20 protein-coding genes are annotated in these 21,752 nt (G+C 71.4%); 6 read left to right on the top strand and 14 right to left on the bottom strand.

Features of this window, described 5'->3' with window-relative positions:
* Positions 1–9 precede the first annotated feature (9 nt).
* A complete protein-coding gene (locus O9255_RS02220; RefSeq protein ID WP_297865197.1) occupies positions 10–993 on the bottom strand; it encodes a class I SAM-dependent methyltransferase in 984 nt (327 codons plus the stop codon).
* Positions 994–1,056: 63 nt separating this feature from the next.
* On the opposite strand from O9255_RS02220, the gene O9255_RS02215 reads away from it, so the two are divergent.
* The 4 genes from O9255_RS02215 to O9255_RS02200 all read left to right on the top strand — a co-directional run bounded on the left by O9255_RS02215 (position 1,057) and on the right by O9255_RS02200 (position 8,046).
* Entirely contained in the window at positions 1,057–1,959 is a 903-nt protein-coding gene (locus O9255_RS02215; RefSeq protein ID WP_297865196.1) for a hypothetical protein, read from the top strand.
* Between the two features lie 80 nt (positions 1,960–2,039).
* A complete protein-coding gene (locus tag O9255_RS02210) occupies positions 2,040–3,038 on the top strand; it encodes an ABC transporter substrate-binding protein (protein WP_345781352.1) in 999 nt (332 codons plus the stop codon).
* On the top strand, positions 3,035–5,848 hold the full coding sequence (locus O9255_RS02205) for an ATP-binding protein (protein WP_297865195.1): 2,814 nt from the start codon (positions 3,035–3,037) through the stop codon (positions 5,846–5,848). The genes O9255_RS02210 and O9255_RS02205 overlap by 4 nt, the downstream gene beginning before the upstream one ends.
* The gene (locus O9255_RS02200) at positions 5,845–8,046 is read left to right on the top strand and encodes an EAL domain-containing protein (RefSeq protein WP_297865194.1); all 2,202 of its coding nucleotides are present in this window, start codon (positions 5,845–5,847) and stop codon (positions 8,044–8,046) included. Before O9255_RS02205 ends, O9255_RS02200 begins: the two co-directional genes overlap by 4 nt.
* 6 nt (positions 8,047–8,052) lie before the next feature.
* Here O9255_RS02200 and O9255_RS02195 read toward each other — a convergent pair whose 3' ends face one another.
* Genes O9255_RS02195 through O9255_RS02170 form a run of 6 tightly spaced genes read right to left on the bottom strand, consistent with a single transcriptional unit; the run spans position 8,053 to position 13,435 of the window.
* The gene (locus tag O9255_RS02195) at positions 8,053–8,517 is read right to left on the bottom strand and encodes a GNAT family N-acetyltransferase (protein ID WP_297865193.1); all 465 of its coding nucleotides are present in this window, start codon (positions 8,515–8,517) and stop codon (positions 8,053–8,055) included.
* On the bottom strand, positions 8,514–8,852 hold the full coding sequence (locus O9255_RS02190; protein ID WP_297865192.1) for an antibiotic biosynthesis monooxygenase: 339 nt from the start codon (positions 8,850–8,852) through the stop codon (positions 8,514–8,516). Before O9255_RS02190 ends, O9255_RS02195 begins: the two co-directional genes overlap by 4 nt.
* Positions 8,849–10,285 carry a nitrogen regulation protein NR(I) gene (gene ntrC, locus O9255_RS02185; protein WP_297865191.1) on the bottom strand — a complete coding sequence of 479 codons (1,437 nt, stop codon included), beginning with the start codon at positions 10,283–10,285 and terminating at the stop codon, positions 8,849–8,851. The genes O9255_RS02190 and ntrC overlap by 4 nt, the downstream gene beginning before the upstream one ends.
* The gene (locus tag O9255_RS02180; RefSeq protein ID WP_297865190.1) at positions 10,282–11,322 is read right to left on the bottom strand and encodes an ATP-binding protein; all 1,041 of its coding nucleotides are present in this window, start codon (positions 11,320–11,322) and stop codon (positions 10,282–10,284) included. Before O9255_RS02180 ends, ntrC begins: the two co-directional genes overlap by 4 nt.
* Positions 11,323–11,378: 56 nt before the next feature.
* The gene (locus O9255_RS02175; RefSeq protein WP_297865189.1) at positions 11,379–12,182 is read right to left on the bottom strand and encodes an N-acetylmuramoyl-L-alanine amidase; all 804 of its coding nucleotides are present in this window, start codon (positions 12,180–12,182) and stop codon (positions 11,379–11,381) included.
* Entirely contained in the window at positions 12,179–13,435 is a 1,257-nt protein-coding gene (locus O9255_RS02170) for a hypothetical protein (protein ID WP_297865188.1), read from the bottom strand. The genes O9255_RS02175 and O9255_RS02170 overlap by 4 nt, the downstream gene beginning before the upstream one ends.
* Before the next feature lie 159 nt (positions 13,436–13,594).
* Between O9255_RS02170 and O9255_RS02165 the strand changes: the two genes are divergently transcribed.
* Entirely contained in the window at positions 13,595–13,834 is a 240-nt protein-coding gene (locus O9255_RS02165) for a hypothetical protein (RefSeq protein WP_297865187.1), read from the top strand.
* Between the two features lie 120 nt (positions 13,835–13,954).
* On the opposite strand, the gene glnA is transcribed toward O9255_RS02165, so the two are convergent.
* Both glnA and O9255_RS02155 read right to left on the bottom strand, forming a co-directional pair.
* Positions 13,955–15,364: a type I glutamate--ammonia ligase gene (gene glnA / locus O9255_RS02160; RefSeq protein ID WP_297865186.1), complete on the bottom strand. Its 1,410-nt coding sequence runs from the start codon at positions 15,362–15,364 to the stop codon at positions 13,955–13,957.
* A gap of 141 nt (positions 15,365–15,505) precedes the next feature.
* Positions 15,506–15,919, bottom strand: a complete 414-nt coding sequence (locus tag O9255_RS02155; RefSeq protein WP_297865185.1) for a hypothetical protein — start codon at positions 15,917–15,919, stop codon at positions 15,506–15,508.
* A gap of 64 nt (positions 15,920–15,983) precedes the next feature.
* On the opposite strand from O9255_RS02155, the gene O9255_RS02150 reads away from it, so the two are divergent.
* On the top strand, positions 15,984–16,826 hold the full coding sequence (locus O9255_RS02150; RefSeq protein WP_297865184.1) for an undecaprenyl-diphosphate phosphatase: 843 nt from the start codon (positions 15,984–15,986) through the stop codon (positions 16,824–16,826).
* Between the two features lie 37 nt (positions 16,827–16,863).
* Here the strand turns inward: O9255_RS02150 and O9255_RS02145 are convergent, their stop codons facing one another.
* From O9255_RS02145 to O9255_RS02125, 5 genes are all read right to left on the bottom strand, one after another.
* Positions 16,864–18,813: a hypothetical protein gene (locus O9255_RS02145; RefSeq protein ID WP_297865183.1), complete on the bottom strand. Its 1,950-nt coding sequence runs from the start codon at positions 18,811–18,813 to the stop codon at positions 16,864–16,866.
* Between the two features lie 39 nt (positions 18,814–18,852).
* Positions 18,853–19,875 (bottom strand): alpha/beta fold hydrolase, encoded by a 1,023-nt coding sequence (locus O9255_RS02140; RefSeq protein WP_297865330.1) that lies wholly within the window; start codon positions 19,873–19,875, stop codon positions 18,853–18,855.
* A gap of 61 nt (positions 19,876–19,936) precedes the next feature.
* Positions 19,937–20,689 carry a lysophospholipid acyltransferase family protein gene (locus tag O9255_RS02135; protein WP_297865182.1) on the bottom strand — a complete coding sequence of 251 codons (753 nt, stop codon included), beginning with the start codon at positions 20,687–20,689 and terminating at the stop codon, positions 19,937–19,939.
* A gap of 3 nt (positions 20,690–20,692) precedes the next feature.
* Positions 20,693–21,088, bottom strand: coding sequence for a hotdog fold thioesterase (locus O9255_RS02130; protein WP_297865329.1), 396 nt, complete (start codon positions 21,086–21,088; stop codon positions 20,693–20,695).
* Between the two features lie 52 nt (positions 21,089–21,140).
* Positions 21,141–21,749 (bottom strand): YkvA family protein, encoded by a 609-nt coding sequence (locus O9255_RS02125; RefSeq protein WP_297865181.1) that lies wholly within the window; start codon positions 21,747–21,749, stop codon positions 21,141–21,143.
* Positions 21,750–21,752: the final 3 nt, after the last annotated feature.

Here is a 21,752-nt window from a genome sequence, read left to right as displayed (position 1 = left end):
CGGGAGACATCAGGCCGCGACGGGCGGCCAGAGATGGGGGTGACGGTGCCAGATCGCGTCGAGCCATGCGATATGGATGGCCACTTCGGGCGGCGGGCCGGGCTCGGCGCGCCAGCGGTCGAGCAGGGTGGCGGGGTGCAGGCCGCCGATCAGCACTTCGCAGGCCTCGGCGAAGCACTGCACCCAGCGCGGCGAGAAGCCGATGTCGGCGCGGGCGGCCTCGAGGCGCTCGGCCACGGCGGCGGAGCCGGCGGTGAGCGTCGATCGGTCGATCGGCTGCGGCGACGGCGCGACGGCCGGCAGCGGATGCTCCGGCTTGCGCGCCACCATACCGACGAGATGCGCGTCGATGTGCTCGAACACGAGTTCGAGGCCGGCGGCACGCACGTAGAGGCGCAGCTCCTCCGGCGTGCAGAACTGGTTGCGCGCCACGTCCTTGCGCTCGGCCGCGTCGCCGCGCGCCACCTGGTCGACCTCGTAGGCGAAGCGCTGCCAGCCGACGGGATGCGAGAGGTTCCAGTGGTCGAAGTAGAACAGGCCACCGGGCTTGAGCACGCGCGCGACGTCGCGCAGGTAGAGGACCATGTCCTCCTTGTCCATGTGGATGAACACGGCCACGCAGTAGCCCTTGTCCATCGACGCGTCGGCGAAGGGCTTGAGATGCGGGCCATCGACGGCGCTGGCAGTCGCGCCGGGATGCGATTCGACGCGCGCACGGGCGAGGGCCGCCATGTTCTCGGCGATGTCGATGCCGTGCCAGACGGCGACGTGGCCGGCCAGCTGCGCGCCGATGCGGCCCACCCCACAACCGATCTCGAACACGCGGTCGGAAGGCACGAGCTCGAGCGCAGCGTGCACCTGGCCCGCGGTGAACGCACCGGTGGCGGCGAGCACCGACTCGTCGGCGCTGCCATCGACGGCGGCCATGCCATCGGACAGCGTGGCCGACCGCGCGTTCCACGCGGCTTTGTAGTTTTCGGGGGAGGAGGACAAGGCGCAGGGCCGGTGACTTTGGACCACAATAGGGTAGACCGCCCCGCCGAGCCGCCCAAGCCCATGAGCCGAATGCCGACCCCGGAAGTGCTGACCACCCTGGGCGTGATCGCCATCGAGCTGGCCGGCGAGGCGCCTGTCGGGCGCAACGCGCTGCCGCAGGCCGAGGCCGGCGATTGGGCGGCCGGTATCGCCGCCGACCTCGCCCGCGTGGTGGCCGAAACCGCCTCGCTCGACCTCGTCGTGGCCGCGGCGCTCTACGACCCGTCGGAAATCCTCCGGCCGAACGTGCCGCGCCACGCCCTGCTCGAGGCCTACGCGGCGCGCGTGCCGGGCGACGCGGGCGGCCGCGTGATCGCCTTCGGTGCCGGGGCCGACGGCCTGCCCGCCGACTTCGTGCCGCAATCCGATCTCGCCGGTGGCCCGCTGCGCGTGCTGCCCTTCCTGCTGCGCGGGCCGGCCGAAGCCGTGAAGCGCGTCGGGGAAGCCCTGGAGGAGCGCCTGCTCGACACCGGCATGGCGAACGCCGGCACGGCCCTGGCGACGCAGTCCGCCTTCGGCCTGCGCGTCGAGCACATGCGCTATCTCACCCTGCACGACCTGATGGCGATGATGGCCATCCAGTACGAACACGCGGGGCTCGCCGGCCTGTGGCCGATGATCGAGGCCGCGCTGTTCGGCGACGACGACGAGCTGTGGCTCGATGCCCCGCCCGAGCCGCTGGTGCGCTATGCCAACGGCGCGGCGCAGATCGCGCTGATCGATGCCGACGCTTGGGCGCTCGGCGGCTTCGTGCCCCCGGGCGTCGACGCCGGCAAGCTCGGCGCCGAGGGCATGGAACGGTTGTTCGACCACTTCGAAGCCCGGCAGCGGCAGATCGCCGCGGTTCTCGGCGCCCACGGCCTCGAGGTGACCTTCGCCCACTGCCCCGTCGGCAAGGACGCGCGCGCCATCCTGCGCGGCTGAGGCCTGACGCGCTGAGTCGCCAACTCCGGCGTCACCCGGGGCTATAGTCGGGGCTCGGAAGCCTCACGCAGGAACCGGGCATGCGCACGGCGGTGGCGACGCAAGGCAAGGCGGGCTGGCGCGCGATAGCGCTCATGGCGGCGTTCTTGTGCGCGTGCGGAACCGCCGACGCCCCCAGTGCACCCACGCCGATGCGGCTGGGCATGGACCTCTGGGCCGGGTATTTCCCCGCGGTCATCGCCGAGCGCGAAGGACTGATGGCTGCGCAAGGCGTCGACCTCGAGGTCGTGGCCACGCGCGACACCAATGGCCTGATCGCCGAGTTCGCCGCCGGCCATTACGACCTCATCGCGGTGTCGCTTGGCGATGCCATCATCCTTTCGCGGAACCGGCCCGACGTGGTCGTGCTGCTGGTCGCCGACGAATCCTCCGGCGGCGACCAGCTGCTGCGCGCCCCCACCGCCGGCGCCGACCCCGCGGCCCCACCGCGCTTCGGCACCAATCTCGGCGGTTTCGGTGAGCTGTTCATCCGCGCTTGGCTGGAGCGCGAGGGCATCGCCCCCGGCGACGTGGTCTGGGCCAATGTCGACGCCTCCGATGTGCCGGCGGCCCTGGCCGAAGGCCGCATCGACTTCGGCCACACCTGGCAGCCCTACGCCGGCCAAGCGGTGGCGGCCGGTGCGACCCCGGTCTTCAGCAGTGCGGACACCCCGGGTCTGATCCTCGACGTGGTGCTGGCCACGCGTGCGGGGATGGAGCGCCATCCGGAGGCCTACCGCGGTTTCGTGCGGGCCTGGTTCGAGGCGGAGCACCGCTGGCGCGCCGACTCGGCGGCCGGCAACGCCGCCGCGGCCGCCGCCCTCGGGCTGGACGCCGCGACCGTCTCGCTGGCCGGGGTGAAGCTGTATTCGCTCGACGACAACCGCCATGCGATGGCGGGCGGCGCCGATTCCCCGCTGGCCTCGCTGATCGAACGCTACGCCACGTTCTTCATCGAACGCGGCAGCCTGAGCAAGCCGCCAGACCCGGCGGCGATGTTCGACCCGGCGGTACTGCCCGAGGCCGCGACCGCGCCATGAAGGCCCGTACCCGCGTCGCCGCGGCGATCCTTGCCTTCGCCGCGCTTCCGCTCATCCTCGTGAATGCGGGCAGCCTCGCCGACCGCCGCGACGATGCGGCGCGCAACGGCGACCTGCTGCTGTCCGGCAATGCCGACGAGCTCGCCGCCCTGCTCGCCGCCACGCGGACGCGCTGGCTGGAGAGCGTGCGCGCCGATGCCCGCCTGCCGATCTTCGAAGAGATGCTGACGAGCGATGCGGCCCCGTCGCCGCTGCGCCTGAGCCGCTTCTTCGCCGCCATGGGCAGCCGCGACACGGTGAACATCGGCGCCATCGGCGTGCTCGACCTCGAGGGCCGCGTGGTGCAGGACTCGCAGGCGGTGAACCTCGGCCGCGACGAGTCGCTGGAGCCCTGGTTCCTGCGGGTGGTGGCCTCCGGCCATCCGCAGATGGTCGGCCCCTACACCGCAACGGGCGAACGCCGACCGGCGCTCTACTTCACCGCACTGGTGCGCGATGCGGACGAAAAGCGTCGCGGCGTCCTGCGGATGCGCATGGAGCCGGCCGTGCTCGGCCAAGTGATGGCCACGGCCCTCGTCGCAACCCCCGGCCTGTCGGCCACACTCATGGACGAGGAGGGCCGCACGCTGGCCAGCGTCGGAGCCCTCGGCAATGCCGAACTAGCTTTGGGTGCGAAGGCCGACGGCATGGCGGAGCGCGTGCTCACGGTCGGCAACGAACGCGTGGCCATCAAGCCGGTGCCGAATGCGCCCTGGCGCGTGGTGGTGCGCCAGCCCTTGCCGGAATGGGTCGCGCCGCAGGACGAGTTGAATCGCCAATGGGTGCTGGAGACCGTGCTGCTGTTGGTCCTGCTGCTCGGCGCCTCCCTGCTGCTGGGTCGCCGCATCGCGGCGCCGCTGGCCCGGTTCAGCGATGTTGCCCGACGGTTGGCCGAAGGCGACTACAGCCCGGTGCCGCGTTGGCCCGGCGCCGAGGAGGCCCGCCAACTTGGCGAGGCGCTCGACGCACTCGCCGCGCGGCTGCGCGACACCATCGGCACGCTCTCCAAGGAGTTGCAGCAACGCCGGGACGCCGAGGCGGCGCTGTGGGCCAGCAAGGAGCAGTACCTCGACCTCGTCGAACAGCTGCCCGCAGCGGTGTATCGCTGCGGGAACGCCGCCGGTTGGCCGATGGAGTTCCTCAGCCCGCAGATCGTGGCCCTCACCGGATTCACGGCCTCCGACCTGCTGGCGGGCGATGGCAAACATTTCTCCCGGCTGATCCATCCCGAGGACATGGCGCACTGCGAGGCGGCGATTTCGGACGCCACGATCCGCCTTGGCAAGTACCAGCTGAATTACCGGATCCGCGACCGGGACGGCGAGACGCGCTGGGTGTGGGAACTGGGCAGCGTGCATGCCGACGCCGCGGGTCGCCCCACCCAACTCACCGGCGTGATGTTCGACGTGACGGAGCGGGAGACGGCCAACCAGGCCATGGCCCTGCTGCGAGGACGGATCGAAGCGCGGGTGGGCGGCGACTTCTTCCTCGCCCTCGCCACCGGGCTGGCGCGCGTGCTGGACGTCGAGCGGGTGATGATCGGGCGCTACCACGGTTCGCCGCCGACGCGAGTGATCTCGCTGGCGCTGGCGCACCGCGACGGCCCGAGCGAGCGGGCGGACTTCGCCATCGCCGGCACCCCCAGCGCGGCGGTGCTGGCGGAGGGGCAGATCGAGGTGCTGGACGGCGTCACCCAGCGATTCCCCGACGATGCGGCCTTGGCCGCCCGCGGCTTGCGGTCCTACATCGGTCGCCGATTGGATGACAGCCACGGCCGGCCGATCGGTGTGCTCGCGGTCCTGCACGGCCAGCCGATGGCCGCGGACGATGCCGCCGCCCGGCTTCTCGACCTGTTCCAGGCCCGCGTGGCCGCCGAGCTGGAGCGGGTCATCGCCGAGGAGGACCTGCAGCGGCTCGCCGACACCCTCGAGAACCGCGTGGCCGAGCGCACGCGCGAGCTCGAAGCAGCGAACGCCTCGCTCTCGCAGGCCATGGAGCAGCTGGTGCAGCGCGAGAAACTGGCCTCGCTGGGCAGCCTGGTCGCCGGCGTCGCGCACGAACTGAACACGCCGATCGGCAATGCGCTGACGGTCTCGACCGCCCTCAACGACATCCATCGCCAATTCGCCGACGTGCTCGCCAAAGGCGCGGTGAGGCGTTCGGCGCTCGACCGCTTCGTGGCCGAGAACAGCGAGGCCACCGAGCTGATCGAACGCAACCTGCAGCGCGCCGCTGCCTTGATCAGCCACTTCAAGCAGGTGGCCGTGGACCAGGCCAGCGTGCGGCGACGGCAGTTCGACCTCGCTGCCCTGGTGGAAGACGTGCTCTCCACGCTGAGCCCGCGGCTCAAGCGCTCCCCGCACCGGGTCGAGGTCGAGATCCCGCCCGGCTTGGTGCTCGAAAGCTACCCCGGGCCGCTGGAGCAGGTGCTGACCAACCTCGTCGAGAACAGCCTCGTGCACGGCTTCGAGCCGGGGCGCGCCGGCGTCATCCGCATCTCGGCCGAGGCGGCGGGACCCCTCATCCGGCTCCGCTACGCCGATGACGGGCTGGGCATCCCCGCGGCCCTGCGGCATCGGGTGTTCGACCCCTTCTTCACCACCAAACTCGGGCAGGGCGGCAGCGGCCTCGGCCTGTACCTGGTGTACAACCTCGTGCACGGCCGGCTGGGCGGCAGCATCGAGTTGCTGGACGGCGCTGGACCGGGAGCCAGCTTCATCGTGGAATTGCCGGCGGTCGCCCCGGCCGCCGGAGAGGAGACGCGCGGATGAACGACGAGTGGATCAGCTTCGCCAAGGAAGCGGAGGAAGGCGGCGATAGCGCGGTGCCCGGCTGGTGCATCGTGGTGGTCGACGATGACGAGGAAGTGCACGAAGCCACGCGCTTCGCGCTGCGCCACGTGCACGTGCACGGCCGGCCCCTCGAGCTGGTGCACCTGTTCTCCGCCACCGAGGCCCGGCGCGTCCTGCCCACGCTCGACATCCCGGCGGTGATCCTGCTCGACGTGGTGATGGAGACCGAGAACGCCGGGCTCGACCTCGTCGACTTCATCCGCAACGACTGCGAGCTCGCTGCGACACGCATCGTGCTGCGCACCGGCCAGCCCGGCTATGCGCCCGAGCTCAGCGTGTTCGCGCGCTACGACATCAACGACTACTTCACCAAGGCGGAGCTGTCGCGCACGCGCCTGATCACGGCGATCACTTCCGCGGTGAAGAGCCACGAGCAGATCCGCACCATCGACGAGAGCAGGCGCGGCCTCGAGCTGATCGTGCGCTCCTCGCCCAGCCTGCTGCAGCCGCAAGGGCTGGCCAATTTCGCCGAGGGCGTGCTCACCCAGGCCAAGGCCCTGCTGCGCGGCCCGATCGACGGCATCGTCTGCGCCCAGCGCGGCTCGCCGCTCGACCCGAACGACAACCGCCTGTACGTGGTCGGTGCCGCCGGCGCCCTCGCCGGCGCGGTGTGGCACCCTCTCTCCGACCTCCACGCCGAACCGGTGGTGGCGGCCATCGCCCGCGCGCTGCGCGAGCGCCGCAACGTCCACGGTGACGACTACAGCGTGCTCTACCTCTCGACGCGCGAGCGCGAGGCGGCCATCTACGTCGCCACGCCGACGCGCCTCAACGACGTCGACCACCAGCTGCTCGAAGTGTTCGCCTCCAATCTCTCGGCCTGCTTCAGCAACCTGCAGCATTTCGAGGAAGTGCACCGGCTCGCCTTCCGCGATCCACTCACCGGCCTGATGAACCGCTCCGGCCTGCTGCGCGAGCTCGACGGCGTGGCGGGACGGCAAGACCTGCGCCTGGTGCTGGTGGACATCGACCACTTCACCGACTTCAACGACGGCCTCGGGCAGGAAGCCGGCGACCTGCTGCTGAGCGCGGTCGGCCAGCGCCTGCGCGAGCGCTTCGGCGGGCACGCCTCGCTCGCCCGCATCGGTGCCGACGTGTTCGCGGTGGTGGGTGATGCGGAACGCCTCGCACCGTTCGAGCTGCAGGCCGCTTTCGAACCGCCTTTCGCCTGCGGCGAACACCTGACGCCGGCGCGCGTCACCCTCGGGCTGTGCGACCTCGGCGACTGCACCGACGGCGTCACCGCGCTGCGCCACGCCAATATCGCGCTGAAGGCGGCCAAGCGCAGCCTCAACGACTCGGCCCTGCTCTACCAGGCCGGGCTCGCGGAACACACCCGGCATCGGCTCGGGATGCTGGGGCAACTGCGCCGCGACCTGGAGGGCGACCGCCTCGAGGTGTGGTACCAGCCACAGGTGGGGCTGGCCGATGGCCGGACGCACTCCGTGGAGGCCCTGCTGCGCTGGCCCGACGGCCGCGGCGGCTGGGTGCAGCCGCCCAACGTGTTCATCCCCCTCGCGGAGTACTCCGGGCTGATCGTGCCGATGGGCGAGTTCGTGCTCGACCGCGCCTGCGGGATGCTCGCGGGGCTGGGCGACAGCGGCACGGCGCCAGCGCGCATGGCCGTCAACGTCGCGATGCCGCAGTTCCGCGACCCGGGCTTCGTCGCGATGGTCGAGCGCCTGCTGCGGCGCCACGGCCTCGACGGCGACCGCCTGGAACTCGAGATCACCGAATCCATCGCGATGGACGAAGCGCTGGCGCTGCGGCGCAGCCTCGAGCACCTGCGCGCCATGGGCGTGCGCGTCGCGATCGACGATTTCGGCACCGGCTACTCTTCGCTCGCGCAGCTCCGCGAGCTGCCGGTCGATGCGCTGAAGATCGACCGCCGCTTCGTTTCCGAGCGCAGCGAGGGGCCCGATGAAGCCTTCGTCGAGTGCATCGTGGGGTTGGCGCGACGACTGGGCTTGTCGACGGTCGCCGAGGGCATCGAAACCGAGGAACAGGCGCGACTCATGCAGGCACTCGGCTGCGAGCTGGGCCAAGGCTATTGGCACGCCCGGCCGATGCCGGAGGCGATGCTGAGGCAATGGCTGGCGCAGCGCGGGAAGGGCTGAGCCGCCTCAGTCCCGCCGGAACTCTGCCTCGAACACCCGGTAGTGCGCATCGCGCATGCCGAGCGCGGCGTACGTCGCCTGAGCGCGCGCGTTGTCGTTCTCGACGTACAGGCGCAGGCCGCACACGCCCGGCGTCGCCCGCGCCTCGTGCTCCACATGCGCGTAGAGCGCGCGGAACACGCCGAGCCGGCGCGCGTCCTCGGCGACGAACACGCTCTGGATCCACCACCACCAGCCGTTGCGCCAATCACTCCATTCGGTGGTGAGCATCAAGGTGCCGACCGCCCGGCCGTCGTGCTCGGCGACGAGGTAGCGCGCCTTGTGCGGGTCGGCGAGGCCGGCGGCGATGCCGCCGCGGATCGTCGCCGCGTCGAGCACCTTGGCTTCGGTTTCCAGCGCCATGGCCTCGGCCCAGCGGGCGAGGGTTTCGAGGTCGGCGGGCGTGACAACGCGGATCGTGATCGGGCTCATGGGCGCTCGGTTGGCAGCAAGGGGGCGTCGGAGTCGAGACCGTAGGCGCGCTCGACGCGGGCGATGCGGACGGCATAGCGGGCGTACCAGTGCTCGCGGCCGCGGCGCTGGGCGTCAAGGTGGTCGACGTCGCGTTTCCAGGCGCGCACCGCGTCCTCGTCACGCCAATACGAGACGGTGATGCCGAAGCCGTCGGCACCACGCGCGCTCTCGATGCCGAGGAACCCCGGCTGGACGGCGGCCAGCGCCACCATCCGTTCGGCCATCGCGGCGTAACCGTCGTCATCGACGCGGCGCTGCGAACTGAAGATCACGGCGATGTACGGGGGCGTCATCCGGGCTTCCTGCCGCGCCGGCCGGGGCCGAGCTTCCGGGCGACGGTGTTGCGGCCGATGCCGAGCTGCTCGGCCGCGCGTTGACGGTGCCCGCGATGGTGCGCGAGCGCGGTGGCGAGCAGTGTCTCGTCGAAAGACTCGCGCAAGGCTTCCGCGAAGCCCTGCGCGCCTTGCGCCAGACGCGCCTGCACCGCGGCTTCGAGCGCCTGGCGCCACGCGGAATCCGGCTCGCCCGACCCCGCGTTCACCACCCCGGCATCGCGCAGCGCGGCATCCACCGCGGCGGCGGGGATGCGCTCGCCGGCGGCGAGCGCCACGAGGCGGAAACAAAGGTTGCGCAGCTCGCGCACGTTGCCGGGGAAGGCATGCTGTTGCAGGCGTTCGACCGCCGCGGTGGCGAGGCGACGCGGCCCGAAGCCCATGGCTTGGGCCGCCTCGTTGATGAAGCGCGCGGCAAGCAGCGGGATGTCCTCGCGACGCTCGCGCAGCGGCGGCAGGCTGAGGCGCAGCACGTCGAGGCGGTGCAGCAAGTCTTCGCGGAAGCGGCCTTCGCGCACGCGCGCGGCGAGGTCCTGGTGCGTCGCGGCGATCACGCGAACGTCGACGCGGATCAGTTCGCGCCCACCGACGCGGAAGAACTCGCCCTCGGCCAGCACGCGCAGCAGGCGCGTCTGCAGGCCGGCGGGCATGTCGCCGATCTCGTCGAGGAACAGCGTGCCGCCGTCGGCCTGTTCGAATCGGCCGATGTGGCGCTTGGTGGCGCCCGTGAACGCGCCGGCCTCGTGGCCGAAGAGTTCGGACTCGAGCAGCTCGGCAGGGATCGCCGCGGTGTTCAAGGCCACGAACGGCCGCGTCGCGCGCGGCGACTCGGCATGCAGGGCGCGCGCGACGAGTTCCTTGCCGGTGCCGGTTTCGCCGGTGACGAGCACGGCCAGTGGCAGCTGGGCGTAGCGGCCGATGGCGCGGAACAGATCGCGCATCGGCGCGCTGCCGCCGACCAGCTGCGGCGGCCCTTCGGGTTCCGGCAGCGTGGATTCGGACCCGGCCGCCTTCGCCACGGCGCCGTCGCGCGCCTTGAGCAGGTCGCGGGCGAGCTGCACTGGCGCATCGAGGTCGAAGGGCTTCGGCAGGTAGTCGCGTGCGCCGCCGCGGAACGCGCCCGCCGTGGTGGCGACATCGGTGTAGGCGCTCATCACCACGACCGGCAGCGTCGCGTCGCGACGGCGCAAGGCCTCGAGGAAATCGAGCCCTCCGGTGCCGGGCATGCGCACGTCGGTGAACACGAGGTCGGCGCGTTCACCGGCAGCCAGCGCGGCGAGCGCGGCATCGGCGCTGTCGAAGGCCTGCACGGCGAAGCCGGCATCGCGCAGCGCCTCGGCCAGCACGAAGCGCACGGTGCGATCGTCGTCGACGACGAAGATGCGCGGGCTCACGTCGCGGCCTCCGCGCCATCATCCGGATCGGGCAGCGGCAGCAGCACGGTGAACACCGTGTGCCCGGGGCGCGAGCGATAGGCCAGCGAGCCGCCATGCTCGCGCGCAATCTGCTGCGCCAAGGGCAGGCCGAGGCCGGTGCCGTCCGCACGGCCCGAGACGAGCGGCAGGAAGAGACGCTCGACGAGATCCTCGGGCACGCCGCGGCCGTCGTCGCCCACCTCGACGCGCACCGCGAGGCGATGGCTGCGGTCGCCGATCAGCACCTGGTGTTCGGCGCGGGTGCGCAGGCCGACGGTGGTGGCGCCGCTCTCGAGCGCGTTGCGCACGAGGTTCCACACCGCCTGCGTGAGCCGGTCGGCGTCACCGAGGAGATCCGGCAGGCTGGGGTCGTAGTCGCGCACCACCTTCACCGACCAGCCGGCCTCGGCTTCGGCGAGCTGGCGCACGCGCTCCAGCACGGCGTGGATGTTCATCGGCTCGAAGGGGCGCGGCGCGGCGGGATGCAGGATGCGGTCGACGAGGCCGTTCAGGCGCTCGACTTCGCTGGCGATCAAACCGACCAGCTCGCGGCTGTCGGCGTCGCTGGTGCGCCGCGACAGCAGCTGCGCCGCGCCCTTCAGCCCGGCCAGCGGATTGCGCAATTCGTGCGCCAGCCCGCGCAACGAAGCGCTCAACGCCTGCGGCAGGGCGGTGACCGGGTCTTCGCCGGGAAACTCCTCGACCGGGTGCAGCTCGACGCGCACGCCGTCGCCCTCACGCACGCACCAGACGTCGGCGAAGCGCGCGGTCAGGCCGCCGAAGCCGAGCCCCACGCGCTGCAGGCGCAGCGCCTGCTCGTCGTGCGGCACGCGAGGCAGCGCCGACGCGAGGCGCTCGCCGCCGTCAAGCTCCGCGAGGGCGAGACCGACGAGGCGCCGAGCACTGACCCCGAGCCAACTGGCGAAGGCCGGGTTCAGCGCGGTGATGCGGCCGTCGCCATCCAGCCAGAACAGCGGCGTGGCGAGGCGGTCGAAGGCGACGAGGTCGGCGGGCATGGCCGAAGTATCGCACCAGCGAGGCGCAAATTTGCAGAGCGGCCGGGCCCGCCGGCTCAGCGCCCGAGGCGCTGCTGCTGCAGGTCGAACAGCAGGCGCCGGTCCTCGTCGTCGAACACCACGGGGGGGATGCCCACAGCGCCGGCGGCCGGCGTCGAGATCGGCGGCCGCGAATCCACCCCGCGGAATCGTCGCCGGAACGCGGCCAGTGAGGCGGCGAGATCCGTGGTGTCGTAACCGAGCAGGGCCAGCGCCAGCACCGGGTCGAATCCTTCCGGCGCCGGCGGCGCATCGGCCCGCGGCCACTCGCCGAAACCGGCGTTCGCCAGCCGGGCCCACGGGAATTGCGCGGAAGGATCGGCTTTGCGCGTGGGCGCGAGGTCGGCGTGGGCGATCACCGCCGTGCGCGGGATGGCGAGACGCGTGCACAGGTCGTCGAGCAGGCGGATCAAGGCGTCGATCTGCGCCTCGGCGAAGGGTTCGCTACCGTCGTTGTCGAGCTCGATGCCGATCGACGCGTCGTTGAGGTCGCCCATGCCGCGCCAACGGCCGACGCCCGCATGCCAGGCCCGCGCACGCTCGTCCACGAGCTGCACGATGCGGCCGTCCTCGGCGATCAGGTAGTGCGCGCTCACGCGGCCGTGGTCGTTCGCGGACTTCAGCGTGGCCAGTGCCTCATCGAACGAATCCATCTGCGTGTGGTGCAGCACGATGACCTGCGCCTGCCGCGCGTCGTGATTGGGCGATGGCGACCACGCGGCCAGCGGGCTGCGCTGCGGCGCGTTGGCACAGGCCGACAGCAGGGTGGCCGCGAGCGCGAGGGCGACGCCACGAACCCAGGGGGCGCGATGCCGGTTCACGGTTCGGCGGCGGGCGCTGCAGGCGCATCGACCGGCGGCGGGACGGCACGAGGCGGCAGGGCCAGCACCGCCTCGCCACTCGCTTGGCCGACGCCGCGGTCGCGCAAGGCCACCGACAGGCGATCCGTCGCGGGATCGAAGCGCAGCGGGCGCGGGCCATCGCGCAAGGCGGCGGGCAGGGCCTCGAAGCACTGCGCGTTGGAGAGCGCCGCATCCATCGCCTCCATTCGCAGGAAGGCCGCGAGCAGGCGGCGCTGCGCCACGAAGTCGAGCTGGCGCTCGGCATAGCTCGAATAGGCCGGCGCCGCGATCTGGTCGAGGATCACCGAGACCGGATGCGCCACTCGGTCGACCCAGCGCGGCTCGACGAGGGCGAACTCTATGGCGTCGTCCTCACGCGCGGCGTCCGCCGCGGCCTTGCCGCAATGCGGCGCGAAGCGCTCGGCGGTGCGGGCCATCAGCCAATCGGGATCGTGCAGCAGCGGAAGGGACCACGCCGGCGCGTCGCTGGATACTTGCGCGTTCATATCCGCCATCACCCGGGTGAGCCAATGCCACTCGCCGCGCAAGGCCGGGCACAGCGTGCCCTCGGCGGCCGGATCGGGCGAATCCGCGAGCGCAAGGCATGCGGCCGGCAGCGGATCGGCCGGCGCCCGCCGGCGCATGTCGGGGATCAGCGCGACGTGCTGGCGGAACACGGCGAGGCCGAGCATGCCGTCGATCAGCACGTCGGGATCCGAGGCGCGGCGCACCGCGCCGAGCGCATCCTCGCAGGCGGCGGCGAGGGCCGCCGTGGTTTGCCCCGTTGCGAAATCGAAGGCCCGCAGCACCCGCGTCTGGGTCATGGCCTGGTAGGGCGGCAGGGAATCCGCGGCGGTCGCCTCGCCGCGGAGATCGCGGAACGCCGGCGCGCGCAGCGCGCGGGCACCGGACTCGAGCCAGTCCCGGCGCGCGGCGATGGCCGCCGAGGCCTGCTCCGGCGCCGACTCGATCACCGCGATGCACGACACGTTGTCACCGCACACCGGCAGGGGCGGGGCCCCCGCATCCGGCGGGGCCGGCATGTCCATCAACACGTCGAAGCCGTTGTCCCCCGCGGGCTGGGGCGGACGGGCCTGCATCAACGCCACAGCCTCGCGCTGCGCCGGCGTGGGCGAGGTCAGGCGCCCATAGGCCCAGAGCGCCGCGACGGCGAGGAGCAAAGCCAAGAGGAGGAGAAGCAGGCGCGACAACCAGCGCCAAGCGATCGACATGGGGGCTTCCTTGCTGCACTGGGGGGCTCCAGCCTAAAGCGCCAGATCGTCAGAGGGCCAGCGTGCGCCGCACGGCAGAAGGATGGCATCGTAGTCGGACGCGGGCGGATGCCGGCCCGCCCTCGAAGTCCCTACGCGAAGCCCTCAATAGGAATGTCGATGCCACGCGAACCCGCCCGGCGCGAACTGGATGCCTTCACCCGAATCCCCTTGCGCATCGGCCTCGTCCTGATGGCGATGGGCACCATCACCGCCATCGGTGGCCTCGTGGCCGTGACGTCGTACGACCTCCGGATGGTGACGTGGATCGCTGGCGCCGCCATGGGCCTCGTCGGCTTCTTCGTCACGGGGTTCTCGCTGGTCGTCCGCGCGGCCAACCGCTCGCCGCGCGAGGGTTGATCGCGCGAACGCGGATCGCCGCGCCGCCCGCACAACGAAAACGGCCCGCTTTCGCGGGCCGCCTCCGTCGACATCCATTGTCGATAGCACCGGCGCTCCCCCGCCGGCACCGCGTGATCGTCAGATCGCGTAGTACAGCGCGTACTCGAGCGGGTGCGTGGCCGCGCGGAACTTGGTCACTTCCTGCATCTTCAGGTCGATGTAGCCGTCGATGAAATCGTCGGAGAACACGCCACCGGCCTTGAGGAACTCGCGGTCCTTGTCCAGCGCTTCCAGCGCCATGTCCAGCGAGTGGCAGACCTTCGGGATGTTCTTCTCTTCTTCCGGCGGCAGGTCGTACAGGTCCTTGTCGGACGCGGCACCCGGATCGATCTGGTTCTTGATGCCGTCGAGGCCGGCCATCATCAGCGCGGCGAAGGTCAGGTAGCCGGACTGCATCGGATCGGGGAAACGGATCTCGATGCGGCGCGCCTTCGGGTTCGACACGTACGGGATGCGGCAGCTGGCCGAACGATTGCGGGCCGAATAGGCCAGCATCACCGGGGCTTCGAAGCCCGGCACCAGGCGCTTGTAGCTGTTGGTGGTCGAGTTGGTGAAGGCGTTGATGGCCTTGGCGTGCTTGAAGATGCCGCCGATGTACCACAGCGCGATCTGCGAGAGGCCGCCGTAGCCGTCGCCCGAGAACAGGTTGGTGCCGCCCTTCGAGAGCGACTGGTGCACGTGCATGCCCGAGCCGTTGTCGCCGACGATCGGCTTCGGCATGAAGGTGGCGGTCTTGCCGTTGCGGTGGGCGACGTTCTTGACGATGTACTTCATCGTCGTCAGTTCGTCGGCCTTCTTCACCAGCGAGTTGAACTTGACGCCGATCTCGCACTGGCCGGCGTTCGCCACTTCGTGGTGGTGCACTTCGACTTCCTGGCCGACGGCGGCGAGCACCTTGCACATCTCGGCGCGCAGGTCATGCAGCGAGTCGGTAGGCGGCACCGGGAAGTAGCCACCCTTCACGGTCGGGCGGTAGCCGTGGTTGTTGCCGTCCTGCTTCTGGTTGGTGGCCCAGGCGGCCTCGTCCGAGAAGATCTCGTAGCCGACCTTGCCCATGTCGTTGCTGAAGCGGACGCCGTCGAAGATGAAGAACTCGGGCTCCGGGCCGAAGAAGGCCTGGTCGGCGATGCCGCTCGACTTCAGGAAGGCCTCGGCGCGCTTGGCGACGCCGCGCGGGCAGCGCGAGTAGCCCTGCATGGTCGACGGGTCGAGCACGTCGCAGAGCAGGACGATGGTCGGGTCGGCGAAGAACGGGTCGACGAAGGCCGAGGTGGCATCCGGGAGCAGGATCATGTCGCTCTCGTTGATGCCCTTCCAACCCGAGATCGAGCTGCCGTCGAACATCTTGCCTTCCTCGAACAGCGAGGCGTCGACGATGTTCGCGGGGAAGGTGACGTGGTGCTGGACGCCACGCATGTCGACGAAACGCAGGTCGACGAATTCAATCGCGTGGTCCTTGATCAGCTTCTGGACGTTCTCGAGGCTCATGGCCGCTCCGATGGGTGATGGATGCCCTACGGATAGCAAGGGCCGTGCCAAGCATCGCCGACGCCACTAACCAAATTGAATCAATCACTTAAGAACAAAGGCGCGAGACGCTTGCACCATTGACGAACACCTAATGCATATTCATGGTGCTTTTTGATTCGCCCGCAGCGCGGGCAACAGCCCGAACACGAGCTGCCCGGCCAGGCCGAGTTGCGCCTCGGCCGCGCGGTACAGCGCCCAGTGCGCCGCGAGGTCGCGACCGGCAAGCAGGGACACCCCCGCCTCGGCCGCGAGCAGCAGGAGCAGAGCGAGCGCTCCGGCCAGCGCGGCCGTGCCGCGCGACAGGGGCCATCGCCGCAGCAGGCGGCCCGCCATGAAGGCGCTGAACCCCAGCATCAGCGGCAGCTCGAGGGCCACGGCGGCGAGCGGCCCAACGGCTGGGGCCAGCCACAAGGTCCGCACCACGCCGAGCCCGAAGCCGGCGACGAACACCGCGCCGAAGTAGGCGACGGCGAAACGCAGCGGCGCGTAGAGGGCGGTGGGCGATGCATCCATGCCGGCATCGTGCGCGGTCGCCGCGGCTGCGTACACTGCCGCGTCCCCTGCCGCCGCCTCCCGCTTGAACGACCTGCTCATCGCCCTGCTGCTCGGGGTCCTCGAAGGCCTCACCGAGTTCCTTCCGGTGTCGTCCACCGGCCACCTGCTGATTGCGCAGCACTGGCTCGGGCCGGAGTCCGACCTCTTCAACATCGTGATCCAGAGCGGCGCGATCCTCGCGGTGCTGCTGGTGTTCCGCGCGCGCCTGCTCGCGCTGGCCACCGGTTGGCGCGAGCGCGCCGCGCAGGACTACGTGCTGAAGCTGGGCGTCGCCTTCGCAGTGACCGCCGCGGTGGGCCTGCCGGTGCGCAAGCTGGGCTGGGAACTGCCCGAAAGCGTTTGGCCGGTGGCCATCGCGCTGATCCTCGGCGGCATCGCGATGATCCTGATCGAACGCTTCGTCGAGGCGCGCGCCGCGCGTCGCGCGGTGTCGGCGGACACGGCCAACCACAGCCCGCTCGCGGCCACGCTGCCGGCGGTGAGCTGGAACGTGGCGGTGTGGGTGGGCCTGGCGCAGGTGCTGGCCGGCGTCTTCCCGGGCACGTCGCGCTCGGCGGCGGCGATCTTCGCGGCGATGCTCGCCGGCCTGGCCTCACGCCCGGCGGCCGCGGAGTTCGCCTTCCTGCTCGGCATTCCGACCATGTTCGCCGCCAGCGCCTACGCGCTGCTCGAGTACGCGCGCAATCCGGCGGCACCACGCGAGGACTGGGCCGCGCTGGCCGTGGCCTTCGCCGCCGCTGCGCTGACCGGTTTCGTCGTGGTGCGCTGGCTGCTGGCCTACGTGAAGTCGCGGCGGTTCACCGTGTTCGCGGTGTACCGAATCGTCCTCGGCCTGGGCCTGCTGCTGTTCCTGCCCGGGCAGTGAGCCGGCGCGGCGCGCGGAGCGCCGCACCGGCTGGCACTCATTCGGCCGGATAGCCGAGCCGCACCGCGATCTCGGCGAATGGCGCGAACAAGCCCTGCAGGGGCTCGGCGTAGCTCCGCCAGGTTCCGGCCGGGAAGTCATTCGGCAAGCCGCTCGGGCCACGGCCCAGCAGGAGGGCCGGCGTCGGGTCCGGGGCCGCGGGCAGGTCGAAGATCATCTGCAAGCGTGCGCTGAAGGCCGCAGGGTCGCTGTCGAGCAGGTCGGCGTCGATGCGCTCGACACGGACCCGCGGGTCGGCTTCGGCCGCCACGAGCTGCTCGAGGCTACGGTGCAGCCAGGCCGCCACCACGTCCGGAGCCGGGAAGCCCAGCCCGAGCGAACTCCCCCACGCCAACCAGTTCAACAGCAGGTCGCGCGGGTCGCGAAGCACGACCACCAGCGTCGTGCCATGGAGCATGGCCTGCGTCCAACCGTCCCAGAAGGGCAACGCATCCACGACGGCAGCTGGCACGAGACCCGCGCCCTCAAGGGCCGAACGCCAGCGCAGGGCCGTGCCCCCGCGATCATCGGCCGGACCGGCGCGGAACAGATTGAATCCGTCGTCACGGCGCGGCGCATGCCAGCGATCGAGCAGCAATCGCCCGCCGAGGGCCGGCATCAGCGCCGCCTGCACGCGCTCGATGCGACTGCCCGGAAGACCCCACAACAGCCGACCCTCGCCACCGTCTGCCGCGGGGCGCGCCGACTCGGCAGGCTCCGGATTCGGAAGCGGCAGGCCGAAGGCCGGCCCATCGGTCCACATTCGCCGCCAGGCCAGCAGGGCGTCGCGATGACGCCCGGCACGATGGCAGGCCTGGCCGAGCCAGCCCTGCAGCGCGCGGGCCTGTTCGGGCGTCGATGCCGCGGCGATGAGGCCCTGCACTCGAGCCACGGCCGCCTCGGGCGGCAGTGAGAGGGCTTGGCGCGCGAGCAGCAGCCGCGCCTCCGTGAGAAGCGGCTCCAGCGCGATGCCCCGCTCGGCATGGTCGATCGCCTCGGCGACCCGCCCTTCCTGTTCCGCGAGAAGCGCGGCGACTTCCTCGGCTTCGCCACTGTCCGGCGCCGCGGCGTGCCAACGCCGGACCATCGCCGCCACGTCGCCGGCGTCCACCAGGCCGAGCAGCAGACGCCATGGCAAGGACCACGCCGGATCCGTGGCCACGCGCGCCTCGAGGTCGGCCACCACGGCCGGGGTGCCACCCAGCCGGCCGCGGAGGCGGATGGCGAGTTCGAGCGCCTCGGCGTGTCGCGGCGCGTTGGCCAGCAGGGCGTCGAGCTCGGCCACGGACTCGTCCAGACGGCCGAGCAGCGCCAGCAGCCGCGCATGGTGCCACTGCGCCAGCAACGACTCCGGCTGCACGGCGCGCCAGGACAGCGCCTCCGCGAAAGAGAGGTCGAGGTGGCCCTGGGCATCGAAGGCTGCGATCAGGGCAGCGCGGAGGGCCGGCGAGGCGGGGCTCAGGTCGATGGCCCGGCGCAGCGCCTCGGCGGCAAAGGCGTAATGACGACGCTCGAGCAGGCCCAGGCCGAGTGCCGAAAGCACCATGGGATCCGACTGGGTGCGCTTGGCCGCCGCGTGAAGCAGCGCCAGCGAGCGATCGGCTTCGCCGTCGCTGCCCGCCATCCAGGCATCGAGCACCAACGCGCGCGGGTGCTGGGCATCGACACGCTTGGCATAGGCGAGGTGCTTCTCGGCATCCTTGCGGTCGCCGCGCGCCCAGGCCATGTGGGCCAGCGCGAGATAGGCGTCGATCTGGTTGGGGTCATGGGCCAGCGCGGCCTGGAAGCCGGCCTCGGCCTTCGCCGTGTCGCGCACCTGCAGGTCGACGAAGGCGCGCAGGGTGAGCAGGTCGGAACGGTCAGGGGTGGCGACGAGTGCTCGGTCCAAGGCCACGGCGGCGGCGGACAGGTCACCGGCACGCAGCGCGGTCAGGGCATCTTGCAGCATGGGATTCCTCGGAAAGGGCGGCCGGCGTCACGCCCGCGATCAGTGACCGGCGAGTGTACCGGCTCCGGCCGGGGCCGCCGAACCCAGCGCCGCGCGGAACCGGCTGCGGATCCAGCGCTCCGCGAAGCCCTCCAGCCGGGCGTTGAGGATGAAGCCGCAATGCCCGCCGTGCTGGGCGATCTCCAGCCGGGCCATGGGCGGCAGCTGGAGGTCGTGGAAATCCGCCACGGGTATCACCGGGTCGTCGGCCGCCGTCAGGATCGAGGCCGGCACCTGCAAACCCGCCAGCCGGTCGCCGGCGATGGCGTAGCCGTCGAGGTAGGCCTCGAGGCTGGGGAACTCGGTGTACTGCTCGACGAGGAAGCGCGTGAGCCCGCGCATGTCGCGGTCGAGGTCGGCCGTCACGAAGCGGTGGCGGTCCGGGAAGTGCCGGCGCTTGGCTTCGAGCGAGCGCCGCCACTTCTTCATGAAGTACCAGTGGTAGAGGGGGAAGCCGGTCTCCAGCGCGCGCAGGCCGGATTCGCCGTGCACCACCGGGCAGACCGCCGCCGCATGGGCGAGCCGCAAGCCCGCGGCCGGCGCGGCGCGCGCGACGCGCAGCGCGAAGTTGCCGCCCAGCGAGAACCCCGCCACGAACCAGGGCAGCGCGGGAAGCCGCGCCTGCGCGGACTTCGCCGCCTGCACGACTTCGTCGAGCCGGCAGGAGTGGAAGGGCTCCGGATTGAGGTGATGCGTCTCGCCGTGGTCGCGGAAGTTGAGCTGCACCACGTCGATGCCGGCCTTCAGCAGGGCGTTGGCGGTGTGCCGCACGTAGCTGGACCGGTGGCTGCCTTCCCAGCCGTGCAGCAGCAGGGCCACGCCCTGCGGCGGGCGCGAGGGCAGGGTCAGGTGGAAGGCCTGAAGGGTCGCGTCGCCGGCCGGCAGCAGCCATTCCTCGATGCGCGGCGCCAGCGCGCGCAGCAGGCGTTCGCCGGCAAGCCGGCGCGGGGGCGCGGCGGAAAGCAGCGACTGCACGTGGCCGTTGCGCAGCCAGGCGGGGGGGCGGTAATCGGAAGCGGTCAGCACGGTGAGGCGACGGTGGGGCGTCGCTCAGAGCCTAATGCAGTGAGACCTTGGCCGCGCTCTAGCGGGCCAAGGCCGCGGCGATCCGCTCGCGGCAGGCGTCGGCCATGCGGCGGCGGCCGTCCTCGCTGGCCGAGACCGGCTCGAGGAAATGCACCTCGGCCACCCGCGAGGGCTCGCCGAGCAAGCGCACGAAGTTGCCCATGAAGGTCTCGTTCGGCGCGAACGCGACGATGGTCTGGGCATCGCCACCGGCGCCGTAGCGCAGGGCCACGGGCTGGGCCGGCACGTTGGCCAGCACGGCGGGCTGGAAGATGCGGGCGTGGAAGACCCCGAGGCCCTCGCCGGACGTGGTCCGCCCCTCGGGAAAGACGGCGACGGGCCGGCCTTCTTCCAGACGCAGCACCATCTGGTGCATCACGCCATGCAGCGAGTCCTGGCTGCCGCGGTGGTGGTAGATGGTGCCCCCGAGGCTGGCCAGCCGGCCCACCAGCGGCCACTTCTCGACCTCGGCCTTGGAGACGAAGCCGGCCCAGAGCTGGCTGTGGAACAGCTCGATGTCGATCCAGCTCACGTGGTTGGCCACGAACAGCACGGCGCCCGGCAGCGGCGTGCCGGTGCGCTTCACGGTGAAGCCGAACACCCGCATCAGGCCCGCCGACCAGCGGCGGATCAGCCGGCCGTGCAGGCACTCGCCGTTCCAGGCCCAGCGGCGGCTGCCGGGGAAGACCAGAACGGCCACGAGCAGGGGCAGGAACACGCCCAGGTGCACCGCGAGGAACGGCAGGCGCAGCAGGGTGCGGAGAAGGCGCATGGCTCAGGCCTTGCGGACGGCGAGGGTCAGGCGGCTGGCGCAGACCAGCCGGCCCTGCTCGTCCTCGATCCGGATGTCCCAGACCTGCGTGCTGCGGCCCACATGCAGCGGGCGCGCGGTGCCGACGACCCAGCCCTCCGTCATCGCCCGCACATGGTTGCAGTTGAGCTCGAGGCCCACCGCCTGGCCGGCGCCCTCCTCCATGCAGAGGTTGGCGGCGATGCTTGCGAGGGTCTCGGCCAGCAGGGCCGAACTGCCGCCGTGCAACAGGCCATAGGGCTGCTTGGTGCGAGCGTCGACGGGCATGCGCCCGCGCAGGAAATCGGGGCCGAGCTCCGTGAGTTCGATGCCGAGATGGCCGACCGCGCAGCCCTCACGCTGCGCGTTCAGCACGTCGATCGGCGGGCGGCGCCGGAACGGCCCGCCCGAGGACGCCTGCACCGCCAAGGGGTCAGCGAACGTAGGTGCTGGGGCGCCAGACGTTCTTCAGGTAGCTGCGACGGCCGTAGCCCGAGCTGCTGCCGTAGCCCTGGCCTTCCTCACGCTCGCGGCGGCGATGCATGCGGTTCTGCAGCTCTTCGCGGCGGCCTTCCAGCCAGTCGGCGCGGCCGACCGTGGCCGGCTGCACGCCGCGGCGCTCGGCCTCGGCCTGGCGGTATTCGCAGAAATCGTCGTAGGCCTCGAACTCGTGGCCCAGTTCGCGCACGCACAGTTCGATGGCGATGGCGTCATCGAGGAAGCCCAGCACCGGCACGTGGTCCGGGATGATGTCCTTCGGGTCGGCGAAGTAGGCCAGGGCGCCGATGACGCGCTTGGCATCCGATTCCGGCAGCGCCCAGCCCTCGTCCTTGACCATCGCCACGAGGGTGTCGAGCTGGTCGAGGCGGTCGGCGATGAAGTCCGGCAGCTGGCTGGCCTGCGCCGTGGCGAGCAGGGCGGTGGCGGCAGCCATGACGTCGGCGGCCGACTTGTGTTCGGCGGCGACGCGCGCGGCCTCGATGGCCTTGGTGAAGTGCTCGAGGTCGCGGTCGGAGAGTTGGATCGTCAGGGTCAAGGACATGGC

It is taken from the genome of Silanimonas sp. (genome assembly GCF_027530345.1).
Taxonomy (GTDB): domain Bacteria; phylum Pseudomonadota; class Gammaproteobacteria; order Xanthomonadales; family Xanthomonadaceae; genus Silanimonas.
This window is presented reverse-complemented; position numbering and strand designations above follow the sequence as displayed.

Coding starts and splice junctions, on each gene's coding strand:
- O9255_RS02195 (WP_297865193.1), bottom strand. CDS start 8,517: ATGAGCCCGATCACGATCCGCGTTGTCACGCCCGCCGACCTCGAAACC.
- O9255_RS02180 (WP_297865190.1), bottom strand. CDS start 11,322: ATGCCCGCCGACCTCGTCGCCTTCGACCGCCTCGCCACGCCGCTGTTC.
- O9255_RS02170 (WP_297865188.1), bottom strand. CDS start 13,435: ATGTCGATCGCTTGGCGCTGGTTGTCGCGCCTGCTTCTCCTCCTCTTG.
- O9255_RS02205 (WP_297865195.1), top strand. CDS start 3,035: ATGAAGGCCCGTACCCGCGTCGCCGCGGCGATCCTTGCCTTCGCCGCG.
- O9255_RS02210 (WP_345781352.1), top strand. CDS start 2,040: ATGCGCACGGCGGTGGCGACGCAAGGCAAGGCGGGCTGGCGCGCGATA.
- glnA (WP_297865186.1), bottom strand. CDS start 15,364: ATGAGCCTCGAGAACGTCCAGAAGCTGATCAAGGACCACGCGATTGAA.
- O9255_RS02215 (WP_297865196.1), top strand. CDS start 1,057: ATGAGCCGAATGCCGACCCCGGAAGTGCTGACCACCCTGGGCGTGATC.
- O9255_RS02155 (WP_297865185.1), bottom strand. CDS start 15,919: ATGGATGCATCGCCCACCGCCCTCTACGCGCCGCTGCGTTTCGCCGTC.
- O9255_RS02135 (WP_297865182.1), bottom strand. CDS start 20,689: ATGCGCCTTCTCCGCACCCTGCTGCGCCTGCCGTTCCTCGCGGTGCAC.
- O9255_RS02165 (WP_297865187.1), top strand. CDS start 13,595: ATGCCACGCGAACCCGCCCGGCGCGAACTGGATGCCTTCACCCGAATC.
- O9255_RS02200 (WP_297865194.1), top strand. CDS start 5,845: ATGAACGACGAGTGGATCAGCTTCGCCAAGGAAGCGGAGGAAGGCGGC.
- O9255_RS02125 (WP_297865181.1), bottom strand. CDS start 21,749: ATGTCCTTGACCCTGACGATCCAACTCTCCGACCGCGACCTCGAGCAC.
- O9255_RS02145 (WP_297865183.1), bottom strand. CDS start 18,813: ATGCTGCAAGATGCCCTGACCGCGCTGCGTGCCGGTGACCTGTCCGCC.
- O9255_RS02190 (WP_297865192.1), bottom strand. CDS start 8,852: ATGACGCCCCCGTACATCGCCGTGATCTTCAGTTCGCAGCGCCGCGTC.